Source organism: Anoxybacter fermentans (assembly GCF_003991135.1).
GTDB lineage: Bacteria > Bacillota > Halanaerobiia > DY22613 > DY22613 > Anoxybacter > Anoxybacter fermentans.
On the sequence record NZ_CP016379.1, the window covers coordinates 3,064,445 to 3,081,702 of the forward strand.

The window sequence follows — 17,258 nt, forward strand, 5'->3', positions numbered from 1 at the left end:
CAAAGAAGCGTTCTACAATGTTTTTGTAAGGACGATAAGCTTCATTGCTGTAATTGACTATTCCATAGGGAAAAGCTCTTTAATCTGGTGGCGATCAATTTTTGCATTTAGAAATACTTTAGCAGCATGTATAGCAACTTCATAGATTGGAGCTTTATCGGTCACTAGAGTAAGTTTTTTACCATCGTATTGTTTGATGATCCTTCATAGAATTTTGAGGGCAGCTTTAGCATCACGATGCTTAGAAAGATACTGAGAGATGATTGATTAACCCATTTAGGGCAGTTATCATTTTTATGAGAGAGCATAACCACAAAATAGGCAATGGTAGGTAGGATGTGTTTTGGGTTGGTGAGGCTTTTTTGGAGCCCATTGATATTTACAAACTTTACACTGAAGTTTTTGATATCCATCTGGATCACATCCAAAGAATCCGAGGTAATCTTTAGGAGCTCCACAGTGTGGGCTTTTATCAACATCAACATTTAAAGATTTAATTCTACGTACAGGTTTGATTGGTTATCCATTTTTTCAACTTCAGCGAGTAATGTTTGATAATCTTTGTAAACAGGTTTTACGAGAGGTAAAGGATTATCAAGGTTGTTTAGTTTAGAGTAGCTGACATCAATCTGGTAGATGGTTCAAAATCAATACGGAAATATTGTAAGAGAACTAAAAAGAGATGAAGAAGAAAATTTAATAAAGAATTTAAGAGGATATTAAGTAGTGGTTGACGAATCATAATTTACGAATCCCCCCATTCTGGGTGTAGGGAGTTGTGTTTTGGTCAACTACTACCTACTACTTTAAGGGAGGGATTTCTTTTTTCAGGAAAATCTTGCCCCTACAAGGAAAAATCAAGTTTTTGTCCCCTGAAAAAAGGGAGAAAATTTGACGGAACAATCAAAATTATAGGAGGTCGATTCTATGGATAAAAAACAACAAAAAGAAGTTTTGGAATACTTTAGAAAACATGCTCAGGATTGGAAAAAAAGCGAATATTAAATCACAAGATGAAGTTAATGTAATTAAACAAAGAAATGATTACGTTATTAAGGTTATTAATGAGAGAAAAAATACAGAACGCGTTTTAGATGTTGGGTGCGGAACTGGAGATCTTGTTTGTGAAATAGCAAAAAAGGGTATTAATGCTATTGGTGTTGATTTTTCAAAAGAAATGATTGATATCGCTAAAAATGAAGCAAAAAAACTCCAACTTGAAAAAGCAAAGTTTGTGTGTTGTTCTATCTTTGATTTCCATTTTGAACTTGATGAATACGATGTAATTTCTGCAAATGGATTTATAGAATATATTTCATATGAAGAACTTGATAAGTTATTGGATATTTCTTTAAAAGCTTTAAAGCCAGGTGGTTCTTTGGTTTTAGGATCAAGAAACAGACTTTTTAATATTTTTTCATTAAATAAGTTTACACAAGAAGAAATTGATGAAGGGAATATAATTGCACTTTTAATGGAAGCTATACAAATAGTAAATTCGAATGATATTAATAGTTTGATAGGATTAAAAACAGCACCACTTCAAAAAGCAGATAAGGAACACCCGCAAACAGGAATAAAAGTCTCAACAAGATATCAATTTACTCCGGTGCAATTAATAAATATGTTAAAAGACAAAGGTTTTGAACCAATTGAAATTTTTCCAATTCATATTCATGGAGTCGTTCCTAAATTCAAAGATAAATATCCTACAATTTATGGAAACATTTCAAATTTATTACAAAATTATGGAGAAGGTAATATGTGTCTAATACCGTATTCTTCTTCTTTTATGATTCATGTTAAAAAGAAGTGAAATGTGTTAAAATTAACAATTATGATGCGTCATTATGTATGAGAAAAGAGGTGAAATATGTCAAAATTAACAATTGTGATGTACCATTATGTACGAGATTTAAAACATTCTCAATACCCTGAGATAAAGGGTTTATCAGTAGACCTATTTAAAGAGCAATTACAATATTTTTTAAGATACTATAAAATAATTAAAATGGAAGAATTAATTGAAGCTGTCAAATTAAATAAAGAGTTGCCAGATAATTCTTTGCTTCTTACTTTTGATGATGGTTATAAAGATCATTTTGAATTTGTTTTTCCTATATTGGATGAATTGGGTATCCAGGGAAGTTTTTTCCCACCCGCCAAAGCAATCCAGGAACATCATGTATTGGATGTTAATAAAATTCATTTTATTTTGGCTTCTGTTAAAGAAAAAAAGCAAATAATTTTTGACATTTACTCTATGTTAGATAAATTTCGAAAAGAGTATTCTTTAGAAAACAATGAATATTATTTTAGGAAATTGGCTAAGGAAAATAGATTTGATACAAAAGAGGTAATTTTTATAAAAAGAATTCTCCAGAGAGAACTACCAGAAAAGCTCAGAAATATAATTATTAATTCGCTTTTTAATAAGTATGTTTCTAAGGATGAAGGTTCTTTTTCGCGTGAACTGTACATGAATATTGATCAATTAAAATGTATGAAAAGAAAAGGTATGTATATTGGGAGTCATGGTTATGATCATTATTGGTTAAACACATTATCAAAAGAAAAACAAAAAAGAGAAATTGAACTTTCTTTAGATTTTCTTAAAAAACTTGGTTGTGATATTAACGATTGGGTTATGTGTTATCCTTATGGAGCTTATAATGAATCTTTATTGTTTTTACTTAAAGAAAATGGATGTAAACTAGCATTAACAACCCAAGTTGGTATTGCAGATTTAAATAAGGATCACCCTCTTATTCTTCCAAGATTGGATACAAATGATTTACCTAAAGATAGATTTGCTAAACCTAATATATGGACATTAAAAGTTATTAATTTTTAGAATGTACGGCAGGTTTTCAAACTTCTTTACTCTCTTCGGTTGCTTGATCACGCTGTGCTTTCGCTTTACTTCGTTTCGCTCAGGGCAAATAACAGTGACTAAACGGAAAAATCTTCAGCTTAAATTTTTTTCAAATTTTTCTCACTACGTTCGCAAAATTTCGTTTAGACGCAAGCGATAGGCTGTCATTTGACGGCCTATCGAAGTGCCCATATTCCCAGAACACGGCTTGTTCGGCTGGTTGCCAAACGACGCTATCTACCGGTTTCTGGTAGATGCCCAAATGTCCTTTCGTGAATCACTCTAATTTGGAATTTTTGTTTTCTTTAACAGGATGGGCTGTCAGACCTTCTTCAACAATTGAAGATTCCAGAAAAACATCCTGTGTTGGTCAGTTCAAAACAGTTATTATTTCAGAACCCTCTTCAGATTGTTGATGCTGTCAATGAAGTATTAGATTCAGGAGACGAACATGGAATGGGAGTTATTATTCAAAGATTTATTGAATCAGATTATTCAGAAGTTGTTTTTTCTTGTAATCCATTAACGGGAGTAGCTAAACCCGTAATTGAAATATGTCGGGGAAGGGGAGAACAGCTTGTTAGTGAAAAGTAACTCCCTGGATTTATTCTGATAAAGGTTGGGAAAATGGTAAATTGGATGATTTTAATGAAAATATACTGAAAATGATTCGGGAAACTTTCAGAAAAGTAGCGGAAAAATTTGGTTATGATGTTGATATGGAGTGGGCAATTAAGGATAATATTCTTTATTGGCTTCAGGTTCGCCCTGTAACTGGCATTGTTAATAAAAATGAATGTGACCGATTTTCAAAAGAAGTCTTTAAATTGTCAGGAGATTGGTTTTTAATGGATCAATGTGATAAACCATTTGTGCCATTATTTTATTTATTATTTACCTACTCTGGCTAAAAAACTAGAAAGATTGTTAGGTATTATTAAAAATCTGATTGATAATAGAAATACAGAAAATGTAAAAGATGAATTTGACGAAAATCGTTGGTGAAAAGAAGCTTTGAAAATTGGAAAAAATCTCTCTTTTAAAGAGCGGTTTGATTTTTATAGACAGCTTTTGATTTTCCGTAAATTATTAGTCCGGACAGAAAATGATGATTATATTTTGCAAAAAGGGATGACCTAGGTTAGAGCTGTGATAATGGAATTTAGAAGACGTCTTTTTCCTGATAATCCAGAAGATGTATTCTATTTAGAAAAAGAAGAATAAAAAGATTGTTTAATGAGGGGTAATTCTGAAGAGTATCAGACAAGGATTGATAAGAGAAAACAGGAATTTGAGCAGACAAAGAAAATATATTCACCAAATAAAATCTGTGATGGCAAAACTGTGCATGAGAGTTTAAATGATAAAGATTCTAATTTCCTTAAAGGTCAACCGGTATCATCTGGTATTGCAGAATGATATGTTTATGTAGTGAAAAATCCATTAAATCCGGACAGCTTTACTGATATTCCTGAAGGAGTGGTTGTGGTAGCAAGAATGTTAACCTCTGCTTCGGCTGGAAATCTTGTAGCTGCAAAAGCTTTTGTTATAGAAGTTAGGAGCTTTTCTTTCACATGGAGCTATTTTGGCTCGCGAAATGCAAATTCTGGCAATAATTGGGGTAGAGTCAGCCGTTTCTAAACTTTTAACAGGAGATTATGTTGTAGTAGATGCATGCAAAGGACAGGTTTATATAAAATAATAAAATAAATTGTTTAATGATTTATAGTGAAAGAATTGGCCTCTCTTTTTAACCCTTGATGGAACAGAACTTTCTTCATCATTTCAAACAATATCATATTTGGATATTGGAAATTGTATTCTCACGATTACTGGTAATTCAACTACGGGATATTCTTTTAAAAGAATTACGGGAACAGATAGAGGAATACTATAATTGGCTATTACAAGATAGTGATGATGTTGTTTTAATACTTTTAAAATTGTAATGGATGATGTTTTATAAAGAGGTCTGATTTAATAAAAGCATATGCTGTAACTGGAAATCAGGGAAGTGGTTATATACCTTTATGTTTTTGGCATAAAGAATCATGGAGAAGCAAACCATATCCTGAAGAAAAAGATGATTCAAAATGTAAAATTAGGCGAATTAAGACAAAGAGTAAATGCTCTGGTTGATAGTATGAAATTTGTTGTAGATGACTATTTGAAGGAATTATAACATGGCGCGGTAGATAACAGAGCCTGGATGTTATGGGCCTATGCTCTTGTTTTGGTCTTTTTGGACAGTTGTTATTGCATTTGTAATCTGAAAAACAGATTAAGAATGGGGTGATTTAAATTGGGAAAAAACTTAATGGAAACAAAAACAGTGAAATTAAGTGAAATATTTTTCAATGGAAAAACTTATAAAGTTCCTACTTTTCAGAGGGATTATTCCTGGAATGAAGAGAATTGGGAAGATTTATGGAATGACGCCTTGAATATATTAGAAACAAACAACTACCATTATATGGGTGCAATAATTTTAAAAATTGTGGAAAATGATGATGAGTTAATTATTGTAGATGGGCAACAAAGGCTTGCAACTTTGATAATATTGGCTGTTGCTGGAATAGCTTTCTTAGATGATTTGGTAAAACAAGGCATAAATAAAAAAACCAATGAAGAAAGAATTAAAATACTGTCTTCAAGATTCATAGGGGAAAAAGATGCAACTTCTTTGTTTTACAGGAGTAAATTAAAATTGAATAGAAATGATGGAAATTTCTTTCAAGAATATATCTTGAAAAGAAAGAAACCGTTAAATGTTTCCCGACTTAAAGATTCACAGAAATTACTTTATAAAGCTTATCAATATTTCTATAAAAAAATTAAAGAACGCTTTAAGGATGATCATGGAGAAGGAATTGCAAACTTTTTAGAAAATATAGTTGCAAAAAGGCTTATATTTATTCAGATAACAGTTGAGGATGATTTAAATGCTTACACAGTTTTTGAAACCTTAAATGCAAGAGGGATCGAGTTAACTCCTACAGATCTGCTAAAAAATTATATGTTTTCGTTAATTACAGAAGCTGATCTTGAAATTATTGAAGATAAATGGTATAGAATAATAAATTTGGTAGGATTTAAAGAATTTCCAACCTTTTTAAGGTACTTTCTAAATTCTTATAGAGAAATTGTTAGAAAAGAAAGACTTTTTAAAGATATTAAAAAGGAAATAAAAAATGCTCAAGATGTAGTCAGATTGTTAGATGATTTAGAAGAAATTGCATATTTTTATGAAGCACTAAAAAATCCTTATGATGAATTTTGGAATGATTTTTCAGATAAGAATGATATAATAAAGTATTTAGAAGAAATGAAGCTTTTTAAAGTTACTCAACCATATCCTTTGCTGATAGCAGTCTATAAGCACAAAAGAGATATTTTAAGTCAAATCTTGAGAATGGTAACAGTAATTTCATTCAGATATAATATTATAGGCAAATTAAATCCTAACGAGATGGAAAGAGTTTATAATAAAGTTGCTATCAAGATTTCCCAAAATACCCTTGCTTCAGCAAAAGATATTTTTGAAAAACTTAAAACGATATATGTAACTGATGAAGAATTTATTTCTATGTTTTCATCAGCTTCTATTAATACAAGGAGAAATAAAAAACTAGTAAAGTATATTTTAATAAATATTGAGAAAGAAATTTCGGGAAATTCTTATGATTACTACGATAGTTCTATAACGATAGAACATATACTTCCGGAAAATCCAACCGATGAATGGTTTGAAATTTTTAGTAGTGAAGAAGTAGAAAATTATGTATATAGAATTGGGAATTTAACACTTCTTGAAGATTGTAAAAATAGGGATATTGGAAATAGTATTTTTAATGAAAAGAAAAAAATATATGCGACTAGCAAATTTGAAATGACTAATAAAATAAACTTTGACGAGTGGAGCAGAGAGACTATTAGTAGAAGACAAGAAAAGTTGGGCCGAACGGCAAAGAACATATGGAGATTGGATTTTTAATGAAATTAATGTCAAAGAAAATGATGTTTAGTTGAACTTTTCACTCTTTTTGCTTATTTAGATGTTATAGTATCTGGCCAACAGCTGTTATGTGGTTTGTTTTTGTTTTAATTTTTTTGATAATAAACCCCTATTTTTCATATTAAGTAGTTAAATGGAAAATTTCTATGGTAATCAGTTAAAAAATTTTCAAGAGTTAAGTAAGATTTTAAGAAATTGAAAAAACAGTAGTGAAAACAATGAAAAATGGAAAATCATCTAAGAATTTTGTGAAGTTGTTCAATAAAAATCTATATTTGACAGAAATAAGGTTATTGTCAAAGCTTTAAAAAACTTATGACAATATAATAACATCTTTTAGAGGTGAAATATGGAACTATTATATGCTCGAAAACTTTTATATGACTTTGTCAAGCAAAATTATTCATCAGGCAAGCATTTGTCTAATGACAACTATTTAATAGTAGTACAACATTCATTTCGGGTTGAAAATTATGCTCAGCAAATTGCAAATTCATATGTTAATATCAGTGATGAAGAAAAAATTGTTAGGGTTTGCAGTAATTTTTCATGATATCGGAACAGTTTATGGAGGGGAAAATCATGCTAAAAAAGCAGAGAAATTGTAGAAAAACTACTTATGAAAGAATCTGTTGAGGATATGGATAAGAGTAGATTACTTATGTTAATAGAAAAACATTCCGAAAAAGATAACTTTGATGATGGAGATATTTTACTTTCCATTCTCAAAGATGCCGATAATATCGGAGCAATGTCAATTTTGATGTATGCATCGAAATATGATTATAACAATTCAGATTATTTTTCTAATGTGTTGAAAGGTCTGGTTGAAGGAGATATTCCATTTTGTAAAAAACAGAAAGGCTTAATAAGAACAGAAAAAGGTAGGGAGATAATGGACCAAAAAATCAATTTTATTAGAAGTTTCATACAACAACTTGAAGATGAAATTAAGGGTTCCCTATTACAACTTGAAGAGTTAATAAGATAATATATTTTGGAATATCGGGAATTTGGGTGTGTATCTATGAAATTAAACCGAACAATATCTGATAAATGAGCGTATTTAGGTTATATCTGTGGTGGTTATCTAAATTTGTCTTAGGTAGACTTCAGATAGGTTCGGTATGTTAAGTGAAACAATTTAATGGAGGTATATATTTTATGAATTCAATGAAAATGCCAGGATTAAGGATAGGCGAATTTGAGGCTAAAATACCAATTGTTCAAGGCGGGATGAGTGTTGGTATATCTTTATCAAGATTAGCTTCGGCTGTGGCGAACGAGGGTGGTATTGGAGTTATTGGTGCTGCTGGAATTGGTATGCTTGAACCTGATTTTAGTACAAATTTTAAAGAAGCAAACAAAAGAGCTTTGAGAAAAGAAATAAGAAAAGCAAAGGAAATGACAAAGGGGATTATTGGAGTCAATATAATGGTTGCTCTCTCAGATTTTGATGAACTTTTAATGGTGGCAGTAGAAGAAGGTGCAGATGTAGTATTTCTTGGCGCCGGACTTCCATTAAAATTACCATTGGATGGATTGAGAAAAGTTTCTACAAAGATTGTTCCTATTGTATCTTCTGCAAGAGCTGCTAATATTATATTTCAATATTGGGCAAAAAACTATAATCATGTCCCTGATGCTGTAGTTGTTGAGGGCCCTTTAGCTGGAGGACATCTTGGTTTCAAAAAGGAGCAAATAAATGATTCTAATTATACATTAGAGAAAATGCTTCCAGAGGTTATTTCAGTAATAAAAACTTTTGAGCAACAATTTAATAAAAGTATTCCAGTCGTTGTTGCAGGAGGTATATACACTGGAGCAGATATTCACAAATTTATCCAATTAGGAGCGCAAGGAGTGCAGATGGCAACCAGATTTGTAGCCACATACGAGTGTGATGCAGATATAGAATTCAAAGATGCATATGTAAAGTGTAAACCGGAAGATTTAATTTTAATTGATAGTCCTGTTGGATTACCGGGAAGGGCGATACGAAATATATTTTTAGATGAAGTATCAGCAGGTATTAAAAAACCATTTAAATGTCCGTGGAAGTGTTTGAAAACATGTGATTACAGAAAGTCACCATACTGCATTGCACTTGCATTAACCAATGCGAAAAAGGGAAATCTGGATGAAGGGTTCACTTTTGCAGGAACTAACGCTTATAAAGTAGATAAAATTGTTTCTGTTAAAGAATTGATTGAGACCTTATTGACAGAATATGAAGAGGCAACATTTATATAAATTTAAATTGTTTCGCCTAACACAGCATAAAAGGTTCGTACCTTGCGGTACTTGTCCAAATTTTTGCTTTTTTATGCTGGAACCATTATGTGACATCCCTACTTTGGATTATATTATAAATGAGGTGGTGGTATATATGAAGGAATTTACAGAAAATGAAATTTTAAAATTTTTAGGAAGATTAGCAAATGAGTGGGGAACTGGCCATGAAAGTGTAACAAAAATTTTAGGTAAGATAAAAACATTTTTAGATTAAGAAGAAAGAGAAAATGGCTCTCCGTCAAATGTTGTGAAAGATAAGTTGGCTCCGTTGAATTGATTGGTAAATTGATTTTGAAATAAACATTTAAATTTAATAACTTAACATTGCATTAAATACTCTTCTCCTTAGATTCATAACATTTGGAACACCATATCCAATCCTTTTGATCAATTTAATCTTGTTATTGATACCCTCAGCAAAGCCATTGGTTATCTTAGTCTTAAAATAATTTAGTATTTTTTCTTCCCATCTTTGTATTATCTTTTTTACCTGGTAAAAAGGCATCAGCTTGCTTTTTATTACTTCTTTATACCACCTTTTTAGAGCTCTGGTGGCTTCTTTCACATCATCTAGCTGCAATAGGTCTCTGAATTCCTCTTTTAATTCCCAGGCCTTTTCTAGAGCTGGACTGAGTTCAAATAATTTGATGAGCTTTTCATGTTCTTCATCTGTCAATTCTTCAGCTCGTTTTTGGAGTAATAAACGACTTTGAAAAAACTTTCTTCTCTGATGATTATTTACTGTTTGTTGAACTTGTTTTCTAACTTCATCAAGGGCTCTGTTCATTAAAGTTACAAGATGAAATTTATCTATAACAATTTTTGCATGAGTAAATGCTGCATTTGCTACTGCTTTGAACGGCCGCCACATATCCATAGAGATCGATTGAATCTGTCGTCTTTGTTCATCTTCCCAACAATTAAAGTAGTCAATTAAATCATCCTTTTTGCGAGTAGGTAAAATGTCAATTAACTCCCGATTAATTGGATCTGTAATGCTAACTCCATATTTATGGCGTTTTAAAACTGCAAATTCATCGATACTGATGGCTTTTAATTGACTAAGTTTTGAAACTTGTTGTTTAATGAGAGGGTCAACTACTTTTTTAACTGCATTATTAACAGCTGTATAACTTAACCCGTTTTCTCTAGCAACTTTAGAATAATCCTTGCTGACAGTTTCTTTAGCAAGATATTTATCAAAGCGTTTGGTTTTACGGGCATATTTATCAATACTTTCATATTTTTCAGGGATACCCCTCTTATGACAATAAGGACAACGATATCTTTTCTTTAGAAGTCTAATGATTACTAGTTTACCTCTTATGGGGATGTCTCTAATATTTTGCCATTTTGTATCATGGATTTTATTAGTGATATTACCACACTGAGGACACACAATGTGATTTTTCTTTGCTTCAGCGATAAAAATATATCTGTCCTCCGTTGAAATAATTTCAGTTGCAATAATGTCTGGCAAATCAAGAAATTTTATGATATTATTATCTTGCATTTGCTGGGCTCCTTTCTTTGGTTTTTAGTTCGCAACTAATTAATTCAACGAGGCCAGCAAATGCCTTTTTATTTTTTATAATTTTTTCTTCACAACATTAATTATAGACCCAAAATTTTTATAGAGGAGGTGAAAAACCTGGTTATAAAACTTCACTTTTAACAAGCTATTTATGGTTCCAATACAGAAAATAGATACCTGGGTTATTTGCTGATGAAGTAAAGTTTTTGAATGACTTATGCTATTATAACCAGGAGGAAAATGATTAATATTAAAAAAATGATCGAATGTGAGAATAATTTTCCCAAAAATTTTACCAATGTAGTTGAAAGACCATATGGAAAGCTTTTTTATAATGAGAATAATCCTCAATCACATGATAGTAATCATGCGATAATTCTTAATCTGGCTGGAGATTTAGAAAAGGCTGTAGAAGATATTATTATTTTTTATGAAAAAAGAGGGTTAATACCGCGAATTTACCAGGCTTATCAACAAGGAGAAAAAGATGTTCTTTTTCCGGTTTTAGAGGTGAAAGGTTTCAAATATGAAGAGTGGGATAATCCTTTCTTTTTTCATGAAAAAGAATCCAAAATTTGTCCAAACGATGAACTGTACATTAAACGTGTATATCAAATTGATTCTGGCATTATTGATATAATATATTCAGAAGATGCTGGTAATTGGACAGTAAAAGTTTTAGAGTATTGTGTTCAGTCTGAAGACTTTCACTTATTAGTAGGATATGTTGCTGGAAAACCAGTAACTATGATTTCATTGGAGATAATGGATGGTTTTTCAAGAGTTGACCATATGTTAACTCATAAAGATTATCGAGGTAATGGTTATGGTCGTACTATAGTAGATCATTTGGTTAATTATCATTCCGCTATTTCTAAAAATCACTTATATTTGTATGCTCATAATCCTACTGCAATCCGTATGTATATAGATGCAGGTTTTGTTGAAAAAAAATTAAATTTACAAAGTTGGTCTGCCTGGAAGGAATAGATAAATACTCCTGAAGATTTAGGTCAGCTAGTAGAAAAGCAACAGGTGGGATTAGGAGAGAGAATTAAGGAATATATGAAAGATTTAGCGAAGGGATATGCAATTCCAGTTAACTCTTTTCAGGAAATTGAGCCAGTGACTTTGGACGAACTAAAGACAATTTTTCCAGATTTTATTCCTCCCCAATCATATTTGATACTTAAAAAACCTGATCTGCTTAAATTCTTGTTAGGAAGAAAACGCATAGGTGAAAAAATCTATCAAACATAGCTATTAGAAATACAGAGTCCGTAATGTTTTTGCCCTAAACCAATATTGGAAAGACCACGGATATTATGACCTTTTTCTAAAATGATAATGTATCCATGTTTTTGTAGGTTAAATTCTTTGTTAATTTATCAACCCGTAAAGCTTTCATAAAGTTGTGTAGGATAGTCTTCAATGTGGTCAAGGTACGTTTTTTCAATAATGTTAAACTGACGTAAGATTTTGATATCTTCTGATTTCTTAATAATGCTTATTTCAACTACTTCCTTTGATAGTTTATATTTTGAATTATCAATAATATGGTTAAACTGCAAAAAGCTAATTTTTCGCTTCTTGAGAAATTTTTCGAATCATCTAAAGCTCGATTTCCGCCGAAATAAGGCTTCCTAATCAAAGGGCCCTCCTGGCCCTTTGATTAGCTCATCACCTCCTGTGATGAGGCCTTATTTCGTCGGAAATCTCGCTAAGATGATTTGGCGAAAAATTTCTATGTCGCTCAAAATTAGCTTTTTGCAGTTTGATCATAATGTAACTTAGATTTTCTTTTATTGCTTTAATCTTCTAAAAACAAAATATTTCATGACGTTAAATTTGCAATATTTTGAAGGTTATATGTGATATTTGTTGTATACCAAAATATAGAGAATTTATATAAGTTAATACCAAAAAGGTTGTTTTTTTATTTATTAATGATAATTCGGAATTTTACTGGGGAGGGATAAAATATCAAAACTTGTTATCCGAAAAAACGCATTAGAATCAGATTTTTTAAGATAAGGTAAGCGAGTAATTGATGCTATCGCCTTTGACAAACACCATCTAAATAGTGTTGAAAAGTTACCGAGGGTGAAGGGAGTGGATATAAGAAAAGGAGGTTTAATATGAAAGAAAAAATATTAAGTAGTGTTTTTGAAAAAATAGATTCTATAAAAAGTAGTTCAAAGCTAATATTTTTCAAAGGATTTGATATCCAAACTCTGAGTATAATGTTTGATAAATACCCTAGATTCTATGATGGAAATTACTTTACTAATGATGGTATTGATCTATTAGAATTAAATAATCAAAAGAAAAAGATAATGAGTTCAATTTTAAATATAGAAGATGGAACTTATTCAGGACTCTATGAAGAATTTATTTTTTTAAGTGAAAGAATTGATGGACTTTATAAAGGTGAAATAATTATAGTTGTCAATAATTATTTTGATAATTTTTATCCGAGCCAATATGTTGATTCAAATAATGTTTTACTACGGCAGTATATGAATATTATTAATGAAGAAGAAGTAGAAGATAGTGAGAGTGAGATAAGAGATATTGCAAATTATATTTCCAATGTGGTTGAGAAAGAAAATAATTTGTTTGTCTCTTATTTAGATAGAACAGAAGAGATAAAGGTGACAAAACTTAATTTAATTGATTGTAATAATGTAAAAATAGAGATAAAAGAGATAAAAGAATTACAGAAATATGTAGAATTTTCATCTACTAATACCCTCGACTTATTAGATTTGAAGTTGAAGATATTAAACGAAAATATTCCCAAAGATAGCAGGATAGATATTTTAACAGAAAAATCGATTTTAAAAACAACAGGTTTACTAAATTCATTAAAAACCTTACTTGCTGTAGCAGGTGAAGAGTATGATATAAACATTTATTATACAAGTAAGTTTGCTCGCGGACAAGTAAGGCAAGAATTTAAGCAAATTTTAAAGCAATATTGGAACAGTGAGAGTTTTAGAATGCTTGAGTTTTATGAAAATCCGGATGAGTCTATTGATAAAATCAAGATATCGCAAGGTGAAATTATAGAAACAATTGTTCAACAAGTTGAAGAAGCACAAAATAGTGATAATTATAGTGACATTTTTGTCACTGCCCCAACGGGAGCAGGTAAATCTTTACTTTATTAAATACCAGCAATTTATATAGCAAATAAATATAAACTGGTTACTATTGTTATATCTCCATTGAAAGCGTTAATGGTAGATCAGGTTAAACAGTTAAAGGAAAAAGGTATTGATTTTGTTGAATATATAAATTCTGATCTTACTCAAAAAGAGAAAGAAGATATATTAGAAAAAGTTAAAAAAGAAGAGGTGTCAATACTTTATGTTTCACCAGAGTTTTTGTTAGCTTATGATATTAGAACTATTATAGGTGAAGAAAGGAAGCTTGGTCTATTAGTTATAGATGAAGCCCATCTTGTTACAACATGGGGTAGAGATTTTAGAGTAGACTATTGGTATCTTGGTACCTATATTAAGAAACTTAGAAATAATAGATTTTATGATTTCGGAAATTTTGTTATTGCTTCATTCACTGCCACAGCTGTCTATGGTGGTAATGATGATATGGTTTATGAAACCATAGATAGTTTATATATGAAAAATCCTATAAAATATCTTGGAAATACACGAAGGAAGAATATTAAATTTATAATTAGGAATTGGAAAGTGGAAAGAAGTTATCAAGAAGAAAGACAACAAAAGACGATTGATTGTATTTTGAGCTATATAAAAGACGGTAAAAAAGCAATTTTATATGCACCCTATAGAAGACATATAGATGAATTAATGGAAATGATACCAAGAGAATATGGGCACAGGGTTGTAAAATACTATGGAAACCTTGAACCGATTTATAAAGATTTCTATGAAGAGAAATTTAGAAATGGTGAAGCAAATGTAATGTTAGCGACAAAGGCTTTCGGAATGGGAATAGATATAAGTGATATTGAAATAGTGTACCATCATGCACCTACAGGCAATCTTTGTGATTACATTCAAGAAATCGGAAGGGTAGGTAGAGATCAATCGATTATGGGTTTAGCTATACAAGACTTTAATCCTAAGGATCTTAGCTTTAGTAAAATTTTGTATAGTTTATCATCCATAAAGCAATATCAACTAAGAGAAGTTATTAAAAAGATTTATAGTATCTATAAACAGAAAAGAAGGAGAAATTTTCTTATTAATGCAGAAACTTTTTCCTATCTTTTTCCTGATGATGAGAATTATGAAAATAAGGTTAAAAATGCTTTATTGCTAATAGAAAAAGACTTAGAAAAAAAATATACGTATCCAGTATTAATTGTTAGGCCTAAGAGTTTATTCTCAAAGGCTTATGCAGCGGTACCATCTGGAATTGTAAAAAAGTTTAAAAATAGCAAGTATTATAAATATGCTAAGAAAATATCTGAGGTACAGAGTTCTAAAATATATAATGAAGAATCAAAAGGAAGTAGTATTTTCGTACAAGATATAGGACCTATATATGAGTTTGATTTAAAAAGTCTATGGGAAGACCATTATAGTGATATGACTTTTCCTGTTTTTAAAAAGAAATTTTATGATTTAGAGTTATTTGACTTTAAAGAAAATATAGTTCCAAGGTATAAATTAACCATATCATTAAATAAATCAATTTATGATACAAGGAAAGCATTAGAAGAAAATATTTCCAATATTATTAAATGTTTTGATATACAGAAAAAAGGATTCTTTTCAAGAGAGGAATTTTCAGAATTATTAAAAACATATTTTCCAAAAGAAGCTATTCGGAGAAAAATAATTAATACATTTATAGATCTTTTTGTTATTAAATATGGCGAAGATAATAAAAATAAATTTATTCAAAAACGAATAAGTAAGGGCAATAGTGATCGAGAGGAATTTAGATTACAAAGTAAAATTTACCATAGAGTGTTTAGGGATATTTTAAATAGATATCTTGATTTATCTAAAAACATGGTTGGTGATGATATGACATTATGTAGATATCTAGCTGTTAAGGAAAATAACTTATATATGACATTGGCTTATACTATTGAAGCTTTCTCACTTGGTTCCTATGATGTAAGAGGTGGTGAATCACCAGAAATATTTATTCGTGTCAACGATCCAAGCAAGCTAAGGGTATTAAGTACTAGTTCCAATAGATATAGTAATTTAATCCTTAAAGATATTAGACAGAGACAAAAACGATCAAGTGAGATATTAAAAAAATTCTTTACAGAGCTTGATGATGATGAAATGAGATGGGATTTTATAGAAGAATATTTTCTAGGGAGAATCAACCTGGATTAGAGGTGTTAAAAAATGATAGGAAACTATATGAATCTTACCGAGTCAAAGATAAAAAAAAATAATATTAATGGTAAGATGGACAATATAAACTGGTATTTGAGGGAAATAAGTGAATTTGAATTACTAAATGAAAGAGAAGAACTTTTACTAGGTGAACAAATATATAGAGGATCTAAAGAGGCAAAAGATAAACTGATTAATGCAAATTATAGATTAGTTATTAATATTGCAAAAAAATATCAAAGAACTGGTATAGAATTAATGGATTTGATTCAAGAGGGGAATATTGGTTTAATTGAGGCTGTTAATAAATTTGATTATAGAAAAGGCAATAAATTTAGTACTTATGCAACTTGGTGGATTAAGCAGAGAATTAGCAGGTATATTGCAGATTGTGGAAGAACAATTAGAATTCCTGTTCATATGGTGGAGCGAATTAATAAAGTAAAAAAAGTAATAAGAGAATATAACTGTGTATTTGGAAGAAATCCTTCTATAAGAGAGTTAAAGGATGAACTAGAGCTGTCAGAAAAGGAGATAGTGCGGGCCTTAAAATATTGTGAGGATACGATCTCCTTAGATATTTTAATAGGAGAAGATAGAAATACTAATTTATCCGATTTTATTCCTGATGATACTGTACCGACAGTTGAAGATCAGGTATTTAGAAAGTCGTTAAGGGAAGATATTTTTAAATTATTGGCTACATTAACTGAGAGGGAAAAGAGAATTCTTATATTACGTTTTGGTTTAAATGACAATAAAGAAAATACTTTGGAAGCAATCGGAAAATTATTAGATGTGACGAGAGAAAGAATAAGGCAGATTGAAGCCAAAGCTCTAAGAAAATTAAAACATCACAGCCGTTCAAGGAAACTCAGGGATTATTTGGATGTATTTTAAACTGCCGGATTGAAATTGATTAAGTTGATTTGAGCTATTTCTACTAGAGATTTATTGGTTTGTATTTATTATAATAGAAAAAATATCTGTACTTTATTTTTTGATGTTGTATTTAAGGAAAAAATCTTGACAGTGATTTCTAAATTATTTACAATTTACTACCAAAAAATATTATATAGAACTTGACGTAATTTTCGAAGTCTGGTATAATAAACAAAAATTTAATAGTTATAAAACGATGAAAGGGAGTAGTAGTCAATATTTCAGAAGCAAGAGAGCTGCCGGTTG

Annotated in this window: 16 protein-coding genes, 1 pseudogene and 1 other annotated feature (1 of these 18 cut by a window edge); of the genes and pseudogenes, 15 read left to right on the forward strand and 2 right to left on the reverse strand. The window is 30.3% G+C overall.

Translation table 11 applies throughout. From position 1 onward, the window contains the following. Positions 1-604: 604 nt before the first annotated feature. Positions 605-742 carry a hypothetical protein gene (locus BBF96_RS16525; RefSeq protein WP_164731093.1) on the reverse strand — a complete coding sequence of 46 codons (138 nt, stop codon included), beginning with the start codon at positions 740-742 and terminating at the stop codon, positions 605-607. 231 nt (positions 743-973) lie between these two features. Between BBF96_RS16525 and BBF96_RS13955 the strand changes: the two genes are divergently transcribed. The 11 genes and pseudogenes from BBF96_RS13955 to BBF96_RS14000 all read left to right on the forward strand — a co-directional run bounded on the left by BBF96_RS13955 (position 974) and on the right by BBF96_RS14000 (position 9,143). Continuing rightward, positions 974-1,816: a class I SAM-dependent methyltransferase gene (locus BBF96_RS13955; protein ID WP_127017718.1), complete on the forward strand. Its 843-nt coding sequence runs from the start codon at positions 974-976 to the stop codon at positions 1,814-1,816. A gap of 57 nt (positions 1,817-1,873) precedes the next feature. Then, positions 1,874-2,854 (forward strand): polysaccharide deacetylase family protein, encoded by a 981-nt coding sequence (locus BBF96_RS13960; protein ID WP_205665649.1) that lies wholly within the window; start codon positions 1,874-1,876, stop codon positions 2,852-2,854. 384 nt (positions 2,855-3,238) lie between these two features. Continuing rightward, positions 3,239-3,469, forward strand: coding sequence for a PEP/pyruvate-binding domain-containing protein (locus tag BBF96_RS13965; protein ID WP_164731094.1), 231 nt, complete (start codon positions 3,239-3,241; stop codon positions 3,467-3,469). A 41-nt stretch (positions 3,470-3,510) separates the two neighbouring features. Next, positions 3,511-3,786, forward strand: a complete 276-nt coding sequence (locus BBF96_RS13970) for a PEP/pyruvate-binding domain-containing protein (RefSeq protein ID WP_127017720.1) — start codon at positions 3,511-3,513, stop codon at positions 3,784-3,786. A gap of 103 nt (positions 3,787-3,889) precedes the next feature. Next, positions 3,890-4,015 carry a hypothetical protein gene (locus tag BBF96_RS17175; protein ID WP_257791993.1) on the forward strand — a complete coding sequence of 42 codons (126 nt, stop codon included), beginning with the start codon at positions 3,890-3,892 and terminating at the stop codon, positions 4,013-4,015. Between the two features lie 96 nt (positions 4,016-4,111). Then, positions 4,112-4,294 (forward strand): hypothetical protein, encoded by a 183-nt coding sequence (locus BBF96_RS13975; protein WP_127017721.1) that lies wholly within the window; start codon positions 4,112-4,114, stop codon positions 4,292-4,294. A 151-nt stretch (positions 4,295-4,445) separates the two neighbouring features. Then, positions 4,446-4,577 (forward strand): annotated as a pseudogene (locus tag BBF96_RS13980) (PEP-utilizing enzyme); the annotation flags it as partial. 312 nt (positions 4,578-4,889) lie between these two features. After that, positions 4,890-5,057, forward strand: a complete 168-nt coding sequence (locus tag BBF96_RS16530) for a hypothetical protein (protein ID WP_164731096.1) — start codon at positions 4,890-4,892, stop codon at positions 5,055-5,057. A 135-nt stretch (positions 5,058-5,192) separates the two neighbouring features. After that, positions 5,193-6,869 (forward strand): DUF262 domain-containing protein, encoded by a 1,677-nt coding sequence (locus BBF96_RS13990; RefSeq protein WP_164731098.1) that lies wholly within the window; start codon positions 5,193-5,195, stop codon positions 6,867-6,869. A 640-nt stretch (positions 6,870-7,509) separates the two neighbouring features. Further along, positions 7,510-7,881 carry an HD domain-containing protein gene (locus BBF96_RS13995; protein WP_127017725.1) on the forward strand — a complete coding sequence of 124 codons (372 nt, stop codon included), beginning with the start codon at positions 7,510-7,512 and terminating at the stop codon, positions 7,879-7,881. Positions 7,882-8,063: 182 nt separating this feature from the next. After that, positions 8,064-9,143, forward strand: coding sequence for an NAD(P)H-dependent flavin oxidoreductase (locus BBF96_RS14000; protein ID WP_127018284.1), 1,080 nt, complete (start codon positions 8,064-8,066; stop codon positions 9,141-9,143). A gap of 352 nt (positions 9,144-9,495) precedes the next feature. Here BBF96_RS14000 and BBF96_RS14005 read toward each other — a convergent pair whose 3' ends face one another. After that, positions 9,496-10,698, reverse strand: coding sequence for an ISL3 family transposase (locus BBF96_RS14005; protein ID WP_127017726.1), 1,203 nt, complete (start codon positions 10,696-10,698; stop codon positions 9,496-9,498). Between the two features lie 261 nt (positions 10,699-10,959). Between BBF96_RS14005 and BBF96_RS14010 the strand changes: the two genes are divergently transcribed. The 4 genes from BBF96_RS14010 to BBF96_RS14030 all read left to right on the forward strand — a co-directional run bounded on the left by BBF96_RS14010 (position 10,960) and on the right by BBF96_RS14030 (position 16,970). Beyond that, positions 10,960-11,709 carry a GNAT family N-acetyltransferase gene (locus tag BBF96_RS14010; RefSeq protein WP_164731100.1) on the forward strand — a complete coding sequence of 250 codons (750 nt, stop codon included), beginning with the start codon at positions 10,960-10,962 and terminating at the stop codon, positions 11,707-11,709. Between the two features lie 1,148 nt (positions 11,710-12,857). Beyond that, positions 12,858-13,892: a DEAD/DEAH box helicase family protein gene (locus tag BBF96_RS14020; protein ID WP_127017729.1), complete on the forward strand. Its 1,035-nt coding sequence runs from the start codon at positions 12,858-12,860 to the stop codon at positions 13,890-13,892. A gap of 15 nt (positions 13,893-13,907) precedes the next feature. Then, positions 13,908-16,067 (forward strand): helicase-related protein, encoded by a 2,160-nt coding sequence (locus BBF96_RS14025; protein WP_335876898.1) that lies wholly within the window; start codon positions 13,908-13,910, stop codon positions 16,065-16,067. A 12-nt stretch (positions 16,068-16,079) separates the two neighbouring features. Beyond that, positions 16,080-16,970: a sigma-70 family RNA polymerase sigma factor gene (locus BBF96_RS14030; protein WP_127017731.1), complete on the forward strand. Its 891-nt coding sequence runs from the start codon at positions 16,080-16,082 to the stop codon at positions 16,968-16,970. Between the two features lie 229 nt (positions 16,971-17,199). Continuing rightward, positions 17,200-17,258 (forward strand) — a binding site (T-box leader); it runs 189 nt beyond the window's last position.